The sequence below is a fragment of the Buchnera aphidicola (Aphis nasturtii) genome (assembly GCF_005083345.1).
Lineage (GTDB): Bacteria > Pseudomonadota > Gammaproteobacteria > Enterobacterales > Enterobacteriaceae > Buchnera > Buchnera aphidicola_R.
Window position 1 is genome coordinate 511,479 of record NZ_CP034888.1, and the last position, 15,985, is coordinate 527,463.

General features: G+C 24.1%; 11 protein-coding genes and 1 other RNA gene. 10 read left to right on the forward strand and 2 right to left on the reverse strand.

The annotated features are described in order from the left end of the window. Positions 1-5: 5 nt before the first annotated feature. The 5 genes from tig (at position 6) to D9V63_RS02405 (ending at position 7,816) form a co-directional block, all read left to right on the forward strand. Positions 6-1,310, forward strand: a complete 1,305-nt coding sequence (gene tig / locus D9V63_RS02385; protein WP_158369044.1) for a trigger factor — start codon at positions 6-8, stop codon at positions 1,308-1,310. A gap of 73 nt (positions 1,311-1,383) precedes the next feature. After that, complete coding sequence (gene clpP / locus D9V63_RS02390; RefSeq protein WP_158369046.1) at positions 1,384-1,977, forward strand: ATP-dependent Clp endopeptidase proteolytic subunit ClpP; 594 nt, start codon at positions 1,384-1,386, stop codon at positions 1,975-1,977. 92 nt (positions 1,978-2,069) lie between these two features. Next, positions 2,070-3,350: an ATP-dependent Clp protease ATP-binding subunit ClpX gene (clpX, locus tag D9V63_RS02395; RefSeq protein ID WP_158369048.1), complete on the forward strand. Its 1,281-nt coding sequence runs from the start codon at positions 2,070-2,072 to the stop codon at positions 3,348-3,350. 169 nt (positions 3,351-3,519) lie between these two features. Continuing rightward, a complete protein-coding gene (lon, locus tag D9V63_RS02400; protein WP_158369050.1) occupies positions 3,520-5,853 on the forward strand; it encodes an endopeptidase La in 2,334 nt (777 codons plus the stop codon). A gap of 121 nt (positions 5,854-5,974) precedes the next feature. Continuing rightward, positions 5,975-7,816, forward strand: coding sequence for a SurA N-terminal domain-containing protein (locus tag D9V63_RS02405; RefSeq protein WP_261979537.1), 1,842 nt, complete (start codon positions 5,975-5,977; stop codon positions 7,814-7,816). A gap of 82 nt (positions 7,817-7,898) precedes the next feature. On the opposite strand, the gene queC is transcribed toward D9V63_RS02405, so the two are convergent. Next, on the reverse strand, positions 7,899-8,609 hold the full coding sequence (queC, locus tag D9V63_RS02410; RefSeq protein ID WP_158369054.1) for a 7-cyano-7-deazaguanine synthase QueC: 711 nt from the start codon (positions 8,607-8,609) through the stop codon (positions 7,899-7,901). 161 nt (positions 8,610-8,770) lie between these two features. Here queC and D9V63_RS02415 point away from each other — a divergent pair, with 161 nt between their 5' ends. Next, complete coding sequence (locus D9V63_RS02415) at positions 8,771-10,510, forward strand: SmdA family multidrug ABC transporter permease/ATP-binding protein (RefSeq protein WP_158369056.1); 1,740 nt, start codon at positions 8,771-8,773, stop codon at positions 10,508-10,510. Between the two features lie 22 nt (positions 10,511-10,532). After that, positions 10,533-12,275, forward strand: a complete 1,743-nt coding sequence (locus tag D9V63_RS02420; protein ID WP_158369058.1) for a SmdB family multidrug efflux ABC transporter permease/ATP-binding protein — start codon at positions 10,533-10,535, stop codon at positions 12,273-12,275. An 18-nt stretch (positions 12,276-12,293) separates the two neighbouring features. Here the strand turns inward: D9V63_RS02420 and ffs are convergent. Further along, positions 12,294-12,388, reverse strand: an RNA gene (ffs, locus tag D9V63_RS02425) — signal recognition particle sRNA small type. A gap of 135 nt (positions 12,389-12,523) precedes the next feature. Here ffs and dnaX point away from each other — a divergent pair. The 3 genes from dnaX to htpG all read left to right on the forward strand — a co-directional run bounded on the left by dnaX (position 12,524) and on the right by htpG (position 15,965). Beyond that, positions 12,524-13,615 carry a DNA polymerase III subunit gamma/tau gene (gene dnaX, locus D9V63_RS02430; RefSeq protein WP_158369060.1) on the forward strand — a complete coding sequence of 364 codons (1,092 nt, stop codon included), beginning with the start codon at positions 12,524-12,526 and terminating at the stop codon, positions 13,613-13,615. 72 nt (positions 13,616-13,687) lie between these two features. After that, entirely contained in the window at positions 13,688-14,020 is a 333-nt protein-coding gene (locus tag D9V63_RS02435; RefSeq protein WP_158369062.1) for a YbaB/EbfC family nucleoid-associated protein, read from the forward strand. 70 nt (positions 14,021-14,090) lie between these two features. Next, a complete protein-coding gene (htpG, locus tag D9V63_RS02440; RefSeq protein WP_158369064.1) occupies positions 14,091-15,965 on the forward strand; it encodes a molecular chaperone HtpG in 1,875 nt (624 codons plus the stop codon). The last annotated feature ends 20 nt before the right edge of the window (positions 15,966-15,985 follow it).

Below are 15,985 nucleotides of genomic sequence, written 5' to 3' on the forward strand. Positions count from 1 at the left end.
ATAAGATGAAATTTTTTTTAGAAAAAACGCAAGATGCAAGTCATCGTGTTACAATTAATATTCCTAAAAGCATCATAGATAATGCTGTTTTTCAAGAGTTTTCTAAAATAAATCAAAAAACTAAGATTAATGGTTTTCGAAAAGGAAAAGTTCCTATTAAAATAATAGAACAAAAATATGGAAATAATATTTATTATGATGTATTTAATAAACTAATGCAAAAATTTTTTTTTGAATTTTTAAACAAAGAAAAAATTAATATTATTGGTCAACCTAAATACTACATAAGTAAAACGGAAGATAAAAATGAAAATTTCAAATATTCTGTTACTTATGAAGTATATCCCATTATAAAAATACAAAAAATAAATTCAATTAAAGTAGAAAAAATTATTGTTAATATCACTGACGAAGATATAAAAAGAAATATAGAAAAAAAAGAAACTATTTGGTATGAAGTTAATAGAGCCATTAAAATCAATGATCGAGTCACAATTCATTACACAATATATGAAAACAATAAAAAAATATATCAATTTGAAAATCAAAATACTCAGTTTATTGTATTTAGAAATTATTTTTTAAATGAATTAAACAACAAAATAATTAATCATTATGTTAATGATATTATTTTTTTTAAAACATTTTTTTCTCCATGGCATCCAGAAAAAAAACTTAATAATAGAAATATAACATTTAAAATTAAGATAATAAAGGTTGAAGCAAAAGAAGAATTACACATAGATCAAAATATCCAAAATGTTAAATTTTTTGAATTAAACTTTAAATCTATAAAAAATAAGATAATTCAAGATATTCAAAAATTTACTCAAAATCATTTAAAAAATCAAATGATATGTGAATTAATAAAAGAAAATCCAATTAAAATACCTCCTATTTTATTACAAGAAGAAACAATAAATTTACATAAAAAAATTACAGAAGAATATAAATCCAAAAAAGGAAATATTTTAGATAAAAAATATCATATTAACCTTCAATTACAAGCTAAAAAAAGATTGTGTACTAAGTTAATTTTAGAAAAAATTATTAATGATAACAAAATTGTAGTAGATGAAAAAAAAACACAATCAATAATTAAGGAAATATCTTTAAAATATAAAAAACCATTGGAAATTATTAATATATACAATAAAAATAAAATATTAAAAAAAGCAATACAAGATCTAGAATTAGAAAGGGAAGCTATAACATTTTTAAAAAATCAGATGAAAATTATAGAAAAAAAATATACTTTTAATGAATTTATAAATTATAACTTAAATTATTCAGAAGAATTGTATTTTTAAAAAATTCTAAATTATAAAAAGATTTAATCTTTTATCTTTTAAATGCAATTTTGTATCAAGAGAATACTAAATAATGTCTAATTCAATATTAATTCCAATGGTTGTTGAGCAACATTCAAGAGGAGAGCGTTCATATGATATATATTCAAGACTATTAAAAGAACGTATAATTTTTATGAGCGGTAATATAGAAGATAATATGGCAAATACTATTATAGCTCAAATGCTTTTTTTAGAAGCTGATAATCCTAAAAAAGATATATTTTTATATATCAACTCACCAGGTGGTATTATTACTTCAGGTATGTCTATTTATGATACTATGCAATTTATTAATCCAGATGTAAGAACTATTTGTATAGGTCAAGCATGTTCAATGGCTGCTTTTTTATTAGCATCTGGAGCACATGGTAAAAGATCTTCCTTGGCAAACTCTAGAATTATGATTCATCAACCATTAGGTGGGTTTCAAGGTCAAGCATCGGATATTGCTATTCACGCACAAGAAATCATTAAAATGAAAAAAAAACTAAATCAATTATTTTCTTTACATACTGGTCAATCTATTAAAAAAATAAATAAAGACACAGAAAGAGATTGCTTTTTATCGGCTGATGAATCTATCGAATACGGATTAATTGATGCGATATTGACTAAACGGAAATAAAAATTTTCACAAGATATTCTTTTTATCAAAAAAATACAATAGAATCTATTTACTCAAAATAAAATCAATAAATACCAAAAGAGGTTTAAAATATGACAGATAAGAGTAAAGATGATTCTGAAAGATTACTTCATTGTTCTTTTTGTGGGAAAAATCAAAAAGAAGTCGAAAAGCTTATCGCTGGACCATCAGTATGTATATGTAATGAATGTATTAAATTATGTAGTAATATTATTGAAGAAACAAAAGTTTCAAAAGATATTCAAAATCATGATTTAAAAGATTTACCTACCCCATATGAAATAAAAAAGCATCTTGATAATTATGTAATAGGACAAGATCATACAAAAAAAGTTTTATCTGTTGCTGTTTACAATCATTATCAACGTATTAGAAATATCAATGACAATAAAGACAAAACTGAACTTGGTAAAAGCAATATTTTATTAATCGGCCCTACTGGAAGTGGAAAAACATTATTAGCTGAAACACTAGCAAAGTTATTGAACGTGCCATTTAGTATTGCAGATGCGACTACTTTAACTGAAGCAGGATATGTAGGAGAAGATGTTGAAAACGTAATACAAAAATTATTACAAAAATGCAAATATAATGTCAAAAAAGCAGAATTAGGTATTATATATATAGATGAAATCGATAAAATTTCAAGAAAATCTGATAATCCTTCTATTACCAGAGATGTATCAGGAGAAGGAGTCCAACAAGCTTTACTAAAAATCATAGAAGGAACTATAGCGTCTATTCCGCCACAAGGTGGTCGTAAACATCCACAACAGGAGTTTTTACAAATTAATACTGCAAATATTTTATTTATATGTGCAGGAGCGTTTTCTGGATTATCTAATATTATTGCTAAAAGAGTTAATATAAGTAGTGAAATCGGATTTAATGCAAAAATTAATAATAAAAATCAAAAAAAACCAGAAGAATACTTATTAAAACAAATTGAACCAAAAGATTTAATAAAATTCGGATTGATTCCTGAATTTATTGGTCGTTTACCTATCATTACTATAGTCAACGAATTAACAGAAAACGCATTAATTGAAATATTATGCAAACCTAAAAACGCTTTAATTAAACAATATCAAACGCTATTTAACTTTGAAAGAGTCAAATTAGAATTTGATAAAAAATCAATTAAAGCGATCGCAAAAAAGGCAATGTTAAAAAAAACAGGTGCAAGAGGATTAAGATCTATTATTGAACAGGTTTTATTAAATATCATGTATGAATTACCATCAATGAAAAATGTAGAAAAAGTACTCATAACTGAATCAGTAATACATGCAAAATCATTACCTAAAATAATATATGAAAAGAATAAATCAAAAAAAGCATCTGGTGAATAAGTAATAAAAATCTTAATAAAGTTTAATTCTAGCTTTATTTACTTTTAAAAATCTATATATTAAATATAAAACGATTATTAAATCGATTATAAATATAACTGTATATTTTTATATCTTGCAGTTTTCAAATTTAAAAACAGCAGCGGAAATTCAACTAAGAGAGAGCTCTATGAATTCTGAGCGTTCTGAACGCATTAAAATTCCCGTTTTACCATTAAGAGATGTAGTTGTATACCCTCATATGGTTATTCCATTATTTGTAGGTCGAGCAAAATCAATTAAATGTATTGAAACATCTATGAATAATGATAAAAAAATTATGTTAATTGCACAAAAAGAAGCATCAAAAGATGAACCTAAAACAAATGATTTATTTAATATAGGAACCATTAGTTCAATTTTACAAATGTTAAAACTTCCAGATGGAACAGTAAAAGTGTTAGTTGAAGGTTTACAACGTGCTTGTATTAAGAATTTAATTAATACAGGGGAGCATTATATTGCTGAAGTGGAATTAATTAATATTTCTAATACTTTAAATAAAGAACATAAAGTATTAATTAAAACAACAATTAATCAATTTGAATCTTATATTAAACTGAATAAAAAAATTCCATCAGAAATATTAAATACTCTTAATAATATCACAAACTCAGAAAAACTAGCAGATACAATTGCAGCACATATGCCATTAAAATTAACAGATAAACAATCAGTACTTGAAATAAATAACGTAAATAAAAGACTAGAATTTTTAATGACTATAATGGAGTCAGAAATTGATTTGTTACAAGTAGAAAAAAGAATTAGAAATCGTGTTAAAAAACAAATGGAAAAAAGTCAAAGAGAATATTATTTAAATGAGCAAATAAAAGCTATACAAAAAGAACTCGGTGATATGGATGAAATTCCAGATGAAAATAAAATTTTAAAGCAAAAAATTAAATCTTTAAAAATGCCTAAAGAAGCTAAAGAAAAAACAGAATCAGAATTACAAAAACTAAAAATGATGTCACCAATGTCTGCTGAAGCAACTGTAGTAAGAAGTTATATTGATTGGATGATACAAGTTCCATGGAATACAAAAACAAAAATTAAAAAAGACATTAAAAAAGCTAAAAAAATTCTTGATATTGATCATTTTGGGCTTGAAAAAGTAAAAGAAAGAATATTAGAATATTTAGCTGTACAAAGCAGAACAAACAAAGTTAAAGGACCTATTCTATGTTTAATTGGGCCTCCAGGTGTAGGAAAAACATCGTTAGGTCAATCTATTGCGAGATCAACAGGTAGAAAATATGTAAGAATGGCATTAGGCGGAATAAGAGATGAAGCAGAAATAAGAGGGCACCGTCGTACGTATATAGGATCAATGCCCGGAAAACTAATTCAAAAAATGATTAAAGCAAAAGTGAAAAACCCATTATTTTTACTTGATGAAATCGATAAAATGTCTTGCGATGTTAGAGTAGATCCAGCTTCTGCACTATTAGAAGTACTTGATCCAGAGCAAAATGTTAATTTTAATGATCACTATTTAGAAGTAGACTACGATCTTTCTGATGTCATGTTTGTAGCAACTTCAAATTCTATGAATATACCTACTCCACTACTTGATAGAATGGAAATTATTAGGCTATCTGGTTACACAGAAAATGAAAAATTAAACATAGCAAAATCTTATTTATATCCTAAACAAATTGAAAGAAATGCTTTAAAAAAAAATGAACTAACCATTACTGATTGCGCTATAATGTATATTATCCAATATTATACAAGGGAAGCTGGGGTTCGTAGTTTAGAACGTGAAATATCTAAAATATGTAGAAAAGTAGTAAAAAAATTAATTTTAAATAAATCTTTAAAACATATTGAAATAAATAAAAAAAATATACATCAATTCTTAGGAATAAAACGATTTGACTATGGTAAGACAAACCATAGAAATCAAATTGGACAAGTAGTTGGGTTAGCATGGACAGAAGTTGGAGGAGAGTTATTAACAATTGAAACAGCATGTGTTCTAGGAAAAGGAAAACTTACCTATACCGGTTCTTTAGGTGAAGTTATGCAAGAATCAATTCAAGCTGCACTAACAGTCGTTAGATCACAAGCTAATAAGCTAGGAATTAAAAAAGATTTTTATGAAAAGCATGATATACATGTACATGTACCAGAAGGAGCTACTCCTAAAGATGGACCAAGTGCAGGTATTGCAATGTGTACTGCTATAGTCTCTTCTTTGACGAATAATCCTGTTAAATCTAGTGTTGCTATGACCGGAGAAATTACATTACAAGGTAAAGTACTTACTATTGGAGGGTTAAAAGAAAAGCTATTAGCAGCGCATCGTGGGGGTATAAAAAAAGTCTTAATACCCTATGATAATCAACGTCATCTGGAAGAAATACCAAAAAATATCATTGATGGATTAAAAATATATCCAGTAAAACATATTAAAGAAGTTTTAAAGTTAGCATTAGAAAAAACACCTTATATATAATTATAAGATATGTTTATATTATATAAAAAGTAAATTTGGCTGGCAAAAAATTGTCAGCCTTTATAAAAAATTAAAATATTACAAAAATTTTTAATATAATATTTAGGATCGTTGTATAATGATGAAATTTTTTAAAATACGATCAAAGCGCATTATAGTTCAATGTATTTTAGGTATAATTATTTTATCAATAATATTTGGTACTTTAAATAATTATATTCATAAAGATACAACAAAATATATTGCAGAAGTTAATAAAGAAAAAATTAGTTTTGAAACAATGAAAAATATTTTTGATATTGAATTAAATAAACAAAAAAACATATTAAAAAAAAATTTTAATACAATAAACAAAAAAATATTTAGACAAAAAATATATAATTACGTATTATCTCAATTAATAAATAATATTTTATTAGAACAATATACAAAAAATATTAATTTTAGCTTAGATGATAATGAAATTAAAAAAGTAATATTAAACTCTGATATATTTCAAGAAAATAATAAATTTGATAATAAAAAATATTTAAATTATTTAGAATCAATTAATTTAACAAATCATGAATATATAGAATTAATTAAAAAAAAATTAAGCACAATAAATTTAATTAATACTATTGCAAAAACAGATTTTATATTAGATAGTGAAAAAAAATATATACTAAACTTATTATCTCAAAAAAGAATAATAAAAAAAGCGATTTTTGAAATCAATTCTATAAAAAATCAAACTGTAAGCAATATAGAAGCTTTCAATTATTTTAATAAAAACAAAAATAAATTATACATTCCAGAACAATTTAAAATTAGTTATATTCATATACAACCAAATGAATTAAATATAAAATGCAATAACGAAGAAATTAAACTTTGGTATAAAAACAACATAAACAAATATTCAACAAAAGAAAAAAGAAATTATAGTATTATTCAAGTAAAAACTGAAAAAGAAGCTTTATTGATATTATCAAAATTAAAAAAAGGAGAAAATTTTTCACAGATAGCAAAAGAAAAATCAATAGAACCAATATCTTCTAAAAGAGGAGGAAACATTGGATGGCTAACAATCAATTTCATTCCTGAAGAGATAAAAAAATCAAATTTAAATCAAGAAAATCAAATTTCCAATATTATTAAATTTAATAATGAATTTTTAATTATAAAGTTAAATAAAATTATACCCACACACACAAAAAAAATTTTTGAAGTATCCGATATAATTGAATCTGAAATAAAACATAAAAAAGCTTTGTCTATTTATTATAATATCAAAAATAAACTCTTATTATTATCTCAAAAATACAAAAATAGATTTGATTTAATTGAAAAAGAATCCAATATTAAATCTAAAGAAACCCCCTGGTTTAACAAATATTCTATTCCAAAAATATTACAAAACTCTATATTAAAAAAAATCATTTTTACACAAGGATTATTAGATAGAGAAAAAAAAATGCAATCACATTCAGGATTAATTCAGTTAAAAAATAATCAATTGTTCCTACTAACTATAAAAAATTTTAAAGTAAAAAAATTACAAAATTTTGAAGATGTCAAAAGTAATATTATAAATATTTTAAAACACACAAAAGCAGTTAAAGAAACAAAAGAAAAAGTGAAAAAAATTTTATTTGACTTAAATAATGGAAAAAAAGAAATTTTAAGTAAAGAAAATATAATTTTTAATGCATCAGAGATCGTGTCTAGGTATGATCATAATTCAATTGTGCATAAAATTTTTTCAATACCATACAGAAATCATGAGAAAAAAATTTATACTATGTATCAAGATAAAAACAAAAATTTTATAATTGCATTTGTCTCAAAAATTTATAATGAAAAATTTTCAAAAAATGAAGAAGCAATGATTCTAAAATATTTAGAGAAAAATAATATAGAAAAAATATTTAATTGTATTATTAAGGATCTTCATAAAAAATCTAAAATTATATATAATTAAATAAAACATATATAACTATATTTACAGATTTATAATAAATCATTGTTATATTTAAAATTGTAAATATTATTTAACAGTCCAATTAATCATAAAAGTTAAATTTTTCTTTTAATTTTTTCATATAATATGAAGGATTAGATTTCCATTTATTAAATCCTTCAAGACGAATAATACATGCTTGACATTGACCGCATCCATTACCTATTAAACCTTTATAACAAGTTACTGTATGATTATAAATAAATTCACTTGAATTCCAATAATGCGATAAAGACCATATTTCTGCTTTACTTAAATTCATTAAAGGAACTTTAAAACTAATTTGACAATCCATTCCGATTTGAATGACACGATTCATTGTTTGAATAAATTCATTTCTGCAATCCGGATAACCGGAAAAATCAATAGTGTTTACACCTAAAATAACAGAATCAATGTGATTATTAAAAGCATATATAGAAGATAAAGTTAAAAATAAAATATTTCTACCTGGAACAAAGGTGCTAGGCAATGAAGAATTTAATTGATGATTATTAAAAATAGAAATATTTTTATCTGTTAAACTACTTTTAGAAAGATCTTTTAAAAATTTAATATCTATAAATAGATGTTTTTTCACTTTAAAATATTTTGATATAAAACGAGAAGAATCAATCTCAGATTTATGTATTTGATCATAATCAAAAGTAATACAATAAATTTCTTGATATATATGAGAATAATGTATTAAACAAGTTGTTGAATCTTGTCCACCACTAAATACTATTAGTGCTTTTTTCTTATTTTTATTCATATTTTATTTTTTATACGTCTATATTTGGAAATATTATAATTAATATTATATATTAAGAATAAAAAAAATGTTTTTAATTTATTAGTTTTAAAAATAAAATCAATTAAAAATATATAATATTACAAAATATATTTTTAATATTTAAATGCTAGGATTATTTTGTGAGATTGTTTAAACAATTAAAATGGTATTTTATACAAGAATGGAAACGCTATTTAGGATCTATTATTTTATTAATAACAATAGCATTTTTACAGTTAATACCACCGAAGATAATTGGAATTTTAACAGATTTAATTATTAAAGAAAAAATAAGTAGTATAAAAATACTACCATGGATTTTAATAATTATTTTAATTGCAATTGCTGTATATATATTAAGATATTTATGGAGAATTCTTTTATTTGGAGCGTCTTATAATCTTGCAACAGAATTAAGAGTAAAATTTTATTCCCATCTTAGCAATCAAAGTCAAATATTTTTTTTAAAAAATCGAACTGGAGATTTAATTGCTAGAGCTACAAATGATGTAGATCGTGTTGTATTCGCAGCAGGAGAGGGTGTTTTAACACTTATAGATTCATCTATTATGGGTTTATCTGTATTAGTTATTATGATTACTCAAATCAGTTGGTTATTAACAGTAATTTCTCTTATACCAATGCCCTTTATGGCTATTTTAATTAAAAAATATGGGAAAGAACTGCATAATAAATTTAGAAAATCACAACATTTATTTTCTTTATTAAACAATCAAACACAGGAAATATTAACTAGTATTCGCATGATTAGATCATTCGGGCTAGAAAAAAATCAATTAGAAAAATTTAATAAAATTGTTCATAAAGCTGGAAAAAAAAATATGCAAGTAGCAGAGATAGACGCACGTTTTGATCCAGTCATTTATTTATCAGTAGCATTTTCTAATGTACTAGCTATTACTGTAGGTGGATATTTAGTATGGAATTACACAATTACTATAGGTCAATTAACAAGTTTTATTATGTACCTAGGTTTAATGATTTGGCCAATGTTAGCGCTAGCATGGATGTTTAATATAGTTGAAAGAGGTAGTGCGGCATGGGAAAGAATCTATTTAATTATTAATAAAAAACCATATATTGAAGATGGTACAAAAAAAACAACTAATATTACAAAAATAATACATGTGCATATTAATTCTTTCTTTTACCCAAAAAGAAATATTCCATCTTTAAAAAACATCTATTTTACTCTTTTACCAGGAAAAACTTTAGGTATCTGTGGGCCTACTGGTTCTGGAAAAAGCACTTTATTAAAACTAATTCAAAGACAATTTAAAATCACTGACGGAGAAATAACTTATGATTCAACTTCATTATTACAATTGAAAATTGATTATTGGAGAAGTAAAATTTCTGTGGTTAATCAATCTACATTTTTATTTTCAGATAACATATACAATAATATTGCTCTAGGCAAGCCTAATGCCTCTGCAGCTGAAATTGAACAAGTAGCAAAATTAGCAGATATACATAAAGATATTATATGCTTACCTAAAGGATATCAAACAGAAGTTGGAGAACGAGGTGTAATGTTATCTGGTGGTCAAAAACAGCGTATTTCTATAGCTCGAGCATTGTTATTAAATACAGAAATATTAATTTTAGATGATGCTTTATCTGCAGTAGATGGAAATACTGAAAATAATATTTTAAATAACTTAGAAAAATGGAAAAAAACTGGACGTTCAATAATAATCGTAGCGCATCGTTTGTCTGGATTGATTAATGCAGATGAAATTATTGTTATTGAAAAAGGTATGATTCTTCAAAAAGGAAATCATACAAAATTAATACAAGAAAAAAATTGGTATCAATCTATGTATAATCAGCAAGCAAAAAAAATTGCGGATAATTAAAAATATATGAGAAATTTATAATATGGATCATTTCATAGAATTTTGGCCAATTTTAAAACGTTTAATACAATATGCAATGCCTTGGAAAAAAAAAATTATATTAGCGTTTTTTTTACTTATAAGTGGTGCAACTTCAGAGGTCTTAGGACCTATTTTAATTAGTTATTTTATTAACAATATTTTATCTAAGCATGAATTTCATTTTGCATTAACACTTATAATTTTAGTTACATTTATCATGCTACAAATATTAGCGGTTTTTTTTAATTATTTTCAAAGTATTTATTTTAATAAAATAGCTGTTAGAGTAATTAACAAGTTACGCAATGATGTTATGAGTTCAGCAATAAAACAACCTATTTTTGAATTTGATTTACAACCTATTGGTCAAATAATTTCTAAAGTCACTAATGATACTGAAGTAATTAAAGAATTATACGATACTGTTGTTCCGACTTTATTAAGAAGTATAACATTAATTATTGTTATATTGTTCGCAATGTTTACCCTTGAGTGGCATATGGCAAGCATTGCAATTTTTATTATACCATTAGTAATAATTATTATGTTAATTTACCAAAATTATAGTACTCCATTACTTCGTAACGTTAGGTATTATTTAGCTAATATTAATAACAAATTTAATGAAACAATTAACGGAATGAATGTTATTCAACAATTTAGACAAGAAAATAGATTTAAAAAAAGCATTGAAAATAGTAGCCAATTACATTATTCAGCACGTATGAAAATATTAAAATTAGATGGTTTTCTGCTACGACCATTATTAAGCCTAATATCATCTCTAGTATTGTGTAGTTTTATATTTTCATTTAGTTGCTTAAAAAATAAAGTACCTGAAATAGGTATATTGTATGCTTTTATTACGTATTTAGGACGCCTCAATGAACCCTTGATTTCAATAACTATTCAGCAATCTATATTGCAACAAGCAATTGTAGCTGGAGAAAGAATATTCTCTCTGATAAATTCAAAAAAACAAAAATATGGAAAAAACAAAGAAAAATTAAATACTGGAAAAATTAATATTAAAAATCTTACATTTAGTTATTTAAACAATCAAAAAAATATACTTAATAATATTAATATAGATATTCCATCTAAAAGTTTTATTGCATTTGTAGGTCACACAGGTAGTGGAAAAAGTACTTTAGCTAATTTATTAATGGGACATTATCCGATTGAACATGGACAAATATATCTTGATGACAAACCTATTAACTCTATAAGCCATTGCGTTTTAAGAGAAAACATATTAATGGTTCAACAAGATCCGATAATTCTTGCAGATACTTTTTTCGCTAATATTACATTAGGCAGAGACATATCAGAAGACAAGATATGGAAAATATTAAAAATTGTTAATCTTTTTTCTTTAGTAAAATCTATGCCAAAAGGTTTACATGCTGTTTTAGGAGAAGAAGGTAATACTTTATCTGCAGGACAAAAACAATTACTATCAATTGCTAGAATACTAGTAAAAAATCCTAAAATACTTATATTAGATGAAGCAACTGCTAATGTTGATTCTGGCACAGAGAAATTAATTCAAACAACTTTAACTTCTATAAAACAAAATACTACATTGATTGTTATAGCTCATCGACTATCTACAATAGTTAATGCAGACTTTATTGTCGTATTAGATAGAGGTTGTGTTGTAGAATGTGGAAAACATAAAGAATTATTAAAAATAAAAGGTTTTTATTCAAAAATGTATAATTTTCAGTTGTCTAAATATTAAAATCTTTAATTTAGAAGATTCTGTTAGTTATACTAAACACCTGTCTGCATTGATTTAGCTGCTTCTTTCCAGATCTGACTCATTTTTCAATTCAACAGCGTTGAGGTCTAACAGAATCTTCTTTACTATAATATTAATATAAAAAATTGAATGTAATATTTTATATACTAAATGTATAATTTACAACTAATATTTAAAAATTTTTAATTTTAAACAAAATTAATATCATAATGATATTTAAAAAAAATATGAACTATCAAATAATAGCAAGAAAGTATCGCCCCCAATCTTTTAAAGAAATAATTGGTCAGAAACATATTATAACTGCAATATGTAATGCAATTGCCATGAAAAGAATACATCACGCATGGTTATTATCTGGAACCAGAGGTGTAGGAAAAACTACTATTGGTCGTCTATTAGCTAAGAGTTTAAATTGTCAAAAAAATATCAGTTCTATACCTTGTAGAAAATGCACTAATTGTAAAGAAATAGAAATAGGAACTTCAATAGACTTTATTGAAATAGATGCTGCTTCAAGAACAAAAATAGAAGAGATGAGAGAAATTTTAGATCATATTTATTACGCTCCAAGTAAAAGTAGATTTAAAATATATTTAATCGATGAAGTACATATGCTTTCTAGACATAGTTTTAATGCACTTTTAAAAACTCTAGAAGAACCACCTAAACATATTAAATTTATTTTAGCAACAACAGATATAGAAAAAATACCTAAAACCATTACATCTCGCTGTTTATGCTTTAAACTTAATATACTATCCGAAGAAAATATTTTAAATTATTTAAAATTTATTTTAAATAATGAAAATATTAATTTTGATATAGATGCTTTAAAAATTATATCTGAATATTCTAAAGGAAGTATGAGAGATGGGTTGAATTTATTAGAACATGCTATTAGCTTTAGTAAAAATAACATTAATTTAAAAAAAATTAACATAATGTTAGGTATTCCAAGTAAAAAAAACATTTATTTATTAACTAAATTTCTATTAGAAAAAGATTCTAAAAAAATGATGTTTTTATTAAATAAAATGGATAATATAAACATAGAATGGGAAAATATTCTGATAGAAATGTTGCGTATATTATACGATATTGCTATGAAAAAAATATATCCCTTAGAATGGCATGAAAATATTTATAAAAATTATCAATACGATATTCAAGAAATAGCATATAAAAAAAATAAAAAAGATATTCAAATATGTTATAAAATTTTATTAAACGGAAGAAAACAGTTAATTTTTTCACCTAATCATAAAATAGGTGTAAAAATGACTTTACTTCAGGCGATTACACAAATAAAAGAATAAAACTTATAAAATATAAATAATAGTTTTATTTCTATTTAAATATTTTTAAAAAATTTTAAAAGTGAGAAAAATATGTTTAGTAAAGGTGGATTAGGGAATTTAATGAAACAAGCTCAACAAATGCAAGAAAAAATGACACAGGTACAAGAAGAAATAGCTAAAATAGAAGTAACAGGGGAGGCAGGAGCAGGATTAGTAAAAGTTACTATTAATGGGTCACATAACTGTAGACGAGTCGAAATAGATCCAAGCTTATTAAAAGATGATGATAAAGATATGATAGAAGATTTAGCAGCGGCTGCATTTAATGATGCGACTAGAAGAATTTCTGAAGTTCAAAAGAAAAAAATGTCTGCTATATCTAGTGGCATGCAACTTCCACCAGGATTTAATATGCCGATATAAATTTTGAATATTTTTAATTTTTAAAATTTTTAAAAATATTTTATATTTTAAATTAATAAAGGATATACCCATGAATATACAAAAAAAAGAAACATATAGTTTTCAATCTGAAGTAAAACAATTATTGCATTTAATGATTCATTCTTTATATTCTAACAAAGAAATTTTTTTAAGAGAATTAATATCTAATGCGTCAGATGCAATAGATAAACTACGATTTGAATCTATTTCATCACCAGAGTTATATAAAAATACACCAAAAATTCAAATTTCTATTAATAAATCACAAAGAACACTGATTATTAATGATAATGGAATTGGAATGACACGTGAAGATATAATTGAAAATTTAGGAACAATTGCAAAATCAGGTACTAAGTCATTTTTAAAATCCTTAGAAAATAAAAACAATAGTATAAAAAATGAATTAATAGGCGAGTTTGGAGTTGGTTTTTATTCATCTTTTATAGTTTCAGACAAAGTATTAGTAAGAACAAAATTTGCTGCAAATAAATCTAATAACGGAACATTGTGGGAATCTTCTGGAGAAGGTGAATATAACATTACAAATGTTACAAAAAAAACACCAGGTACAGAAATTACATTATTTTTGAAAAAAGAAGAAGATGAATTTTTAGAAATATGGAAAATTAAAAACATTGTTAATAAGTATTCGGATCACATTACTGTACCAGTAGAAATACAAACATATGATGAAAAAAACAAAACATATTTTTGGGAGCAAATAAATAAAGCTCAAGCGTTATGGACTAAAAATAAATCTTCTATTAGTGAAAAAGAATATCAAGAATTTTATAAATACCTAACTAATGATCAAAATAACCCTATTACTTGGAGTCATAATCACGTAGAAGGTAATCATGAATACATTAGTTTATTATACATTCCAGAAAAAGCAGCTTGGGATATTTGGAATAGAGAGAACAAACACGGTTTAAAACTATATGTGAAACGTGTTTATATTATGGATAATTCTCAAGAATTTCTACCAAATTATCTTAGATTTATCAGAGGAGTAATAGATTCAAATAATTTACCTTTAAATGTTTCTAGAGAAATATTACAAAGTAATTCTATTACTCAAAATTTAAAAAAAGCATTAATAAAAAGATCATTAAAAATGTTAGATACACTATCTAAACAACATAAAGAAAAATATCAATCTTTTTGGAATGAGTTTGGACTAGTTTTAAAAGAAGGACCAGCAGAAGACAGTGAAAACTTAAATTTAATTGCTAATCTTTTACGTTTTACATCAGTTAAAAATAACAGTCCAGAACAAAAAATATCGTTAAAACAATATGTATCTAATATGATTGAAAAACAAGAAAAGATATATTATATAACTTCTGATAGTTATATATCTGCTAAAAATAGTCCTCATCTTGAACTATTTAACAAAAAAAATATTGATGTTTTATTGTTATCAGATAGAATTGACGAGTGGATGATGAATTACCTAGTTGAATTTGAAGGTAAAAAATTTCAATCTATTAGTAAAGAAGATTCTTCATTAAATAAATTTATCAAAGACAAAATAATAGATAAAGAAGAAACATCAAAAGACATAGTTAATTTCTTAAACAAAGTCAAAAAAGTACTAGGTGATAAAGTAAAATCTGTTAGATTAACAAATAGATTGACAGAAACCCCATGCATTGTTTTAAGTGATTCCAATGAAATGAGTACACAAATGGCTAAACTTTTCACTGCTGCAGGACAATCTATTCCTGAGTTAAAATATATATTTGAAATTAATCCAAAACATGAATTAATTAAAAAAATATGTAAAATTAATGATAATACAATATTTGACGAATGGATCAAACTATTATTAGATCAATCATTATTAGCTGAAAAAGGCAGTCTAGATAATCCCCATGAATTTATTTCTAGAATGAATAAACTATTAATAAAATTATAAAAATATGATTACTACTTTTT

Bases quoted from the DNA above. Each gene is read 5' to 3' on its own strand.
- D9V63_RS02420 (WP_158369058.1), top strand. From the start codon at position 10,533: ATGGATCATTTCATAGAATTTTGGCCAATTTTAAAACGTTTAATACAA.
- dnaX (WP_158369060.1), top strand. From the start codon at position 12,524: ATGAACTATCAAATAATAGCAAGAAAGTATCGCCCCCAATCTTTTAAA.
- htpG (WP_158369064.1), top strand. From the start codon at position 14,091: ATGAATATACAAAAAAAAGAAACATATAGTTTTCAATCTGAAGTAAAA.
- D9V63_RS02435 (WP_158369062.1), top strand. From the start codon at position 13,688: ATGTTTAGTAAAGGTGGATTAGGGAATTTAATGAAACAAGCTCAACAA.
- D9V63_RS02405 (WP_261979537.1), top strand. From the start codon at position 5,975: ATGAAATTTTTTAAAATACGATCAAAGCGCATTATAGTTCAATGTATT.
- clpX (WP_158369048.1), top strand. From the start codon at position 2,070: ATGACAGATAAGAGTAAAGATGATTCTGAAAGATTACTTCATTGTTCT.
- tig (WP_158369044.1), top strand. From the start codon at position 6: ATGAAATTTTTTTTAGAAAAAACGCAAGATGCAAGTCATCGTGTTACA.
- lon (WP_158369050.1), top strand. From the start codon at position 3,520: ATGAATTCTGAGCGTTCTGAACGCATTAAAATTCCCGTTTTACCATTA.
- clpP (WP_158369046.1), top strand. From the start codon at position 1,384: ATGTCTAATTCAATATTAATTCCAATGGTTGTTGAGCAACATTCAAGA.
- queC (WP_158369054.1), bottom strand. From the start codon at position 8,609: ATGAATAAAAATAAGAAAAAAGCACTAATAGTATTTAGTGGTGGACAA.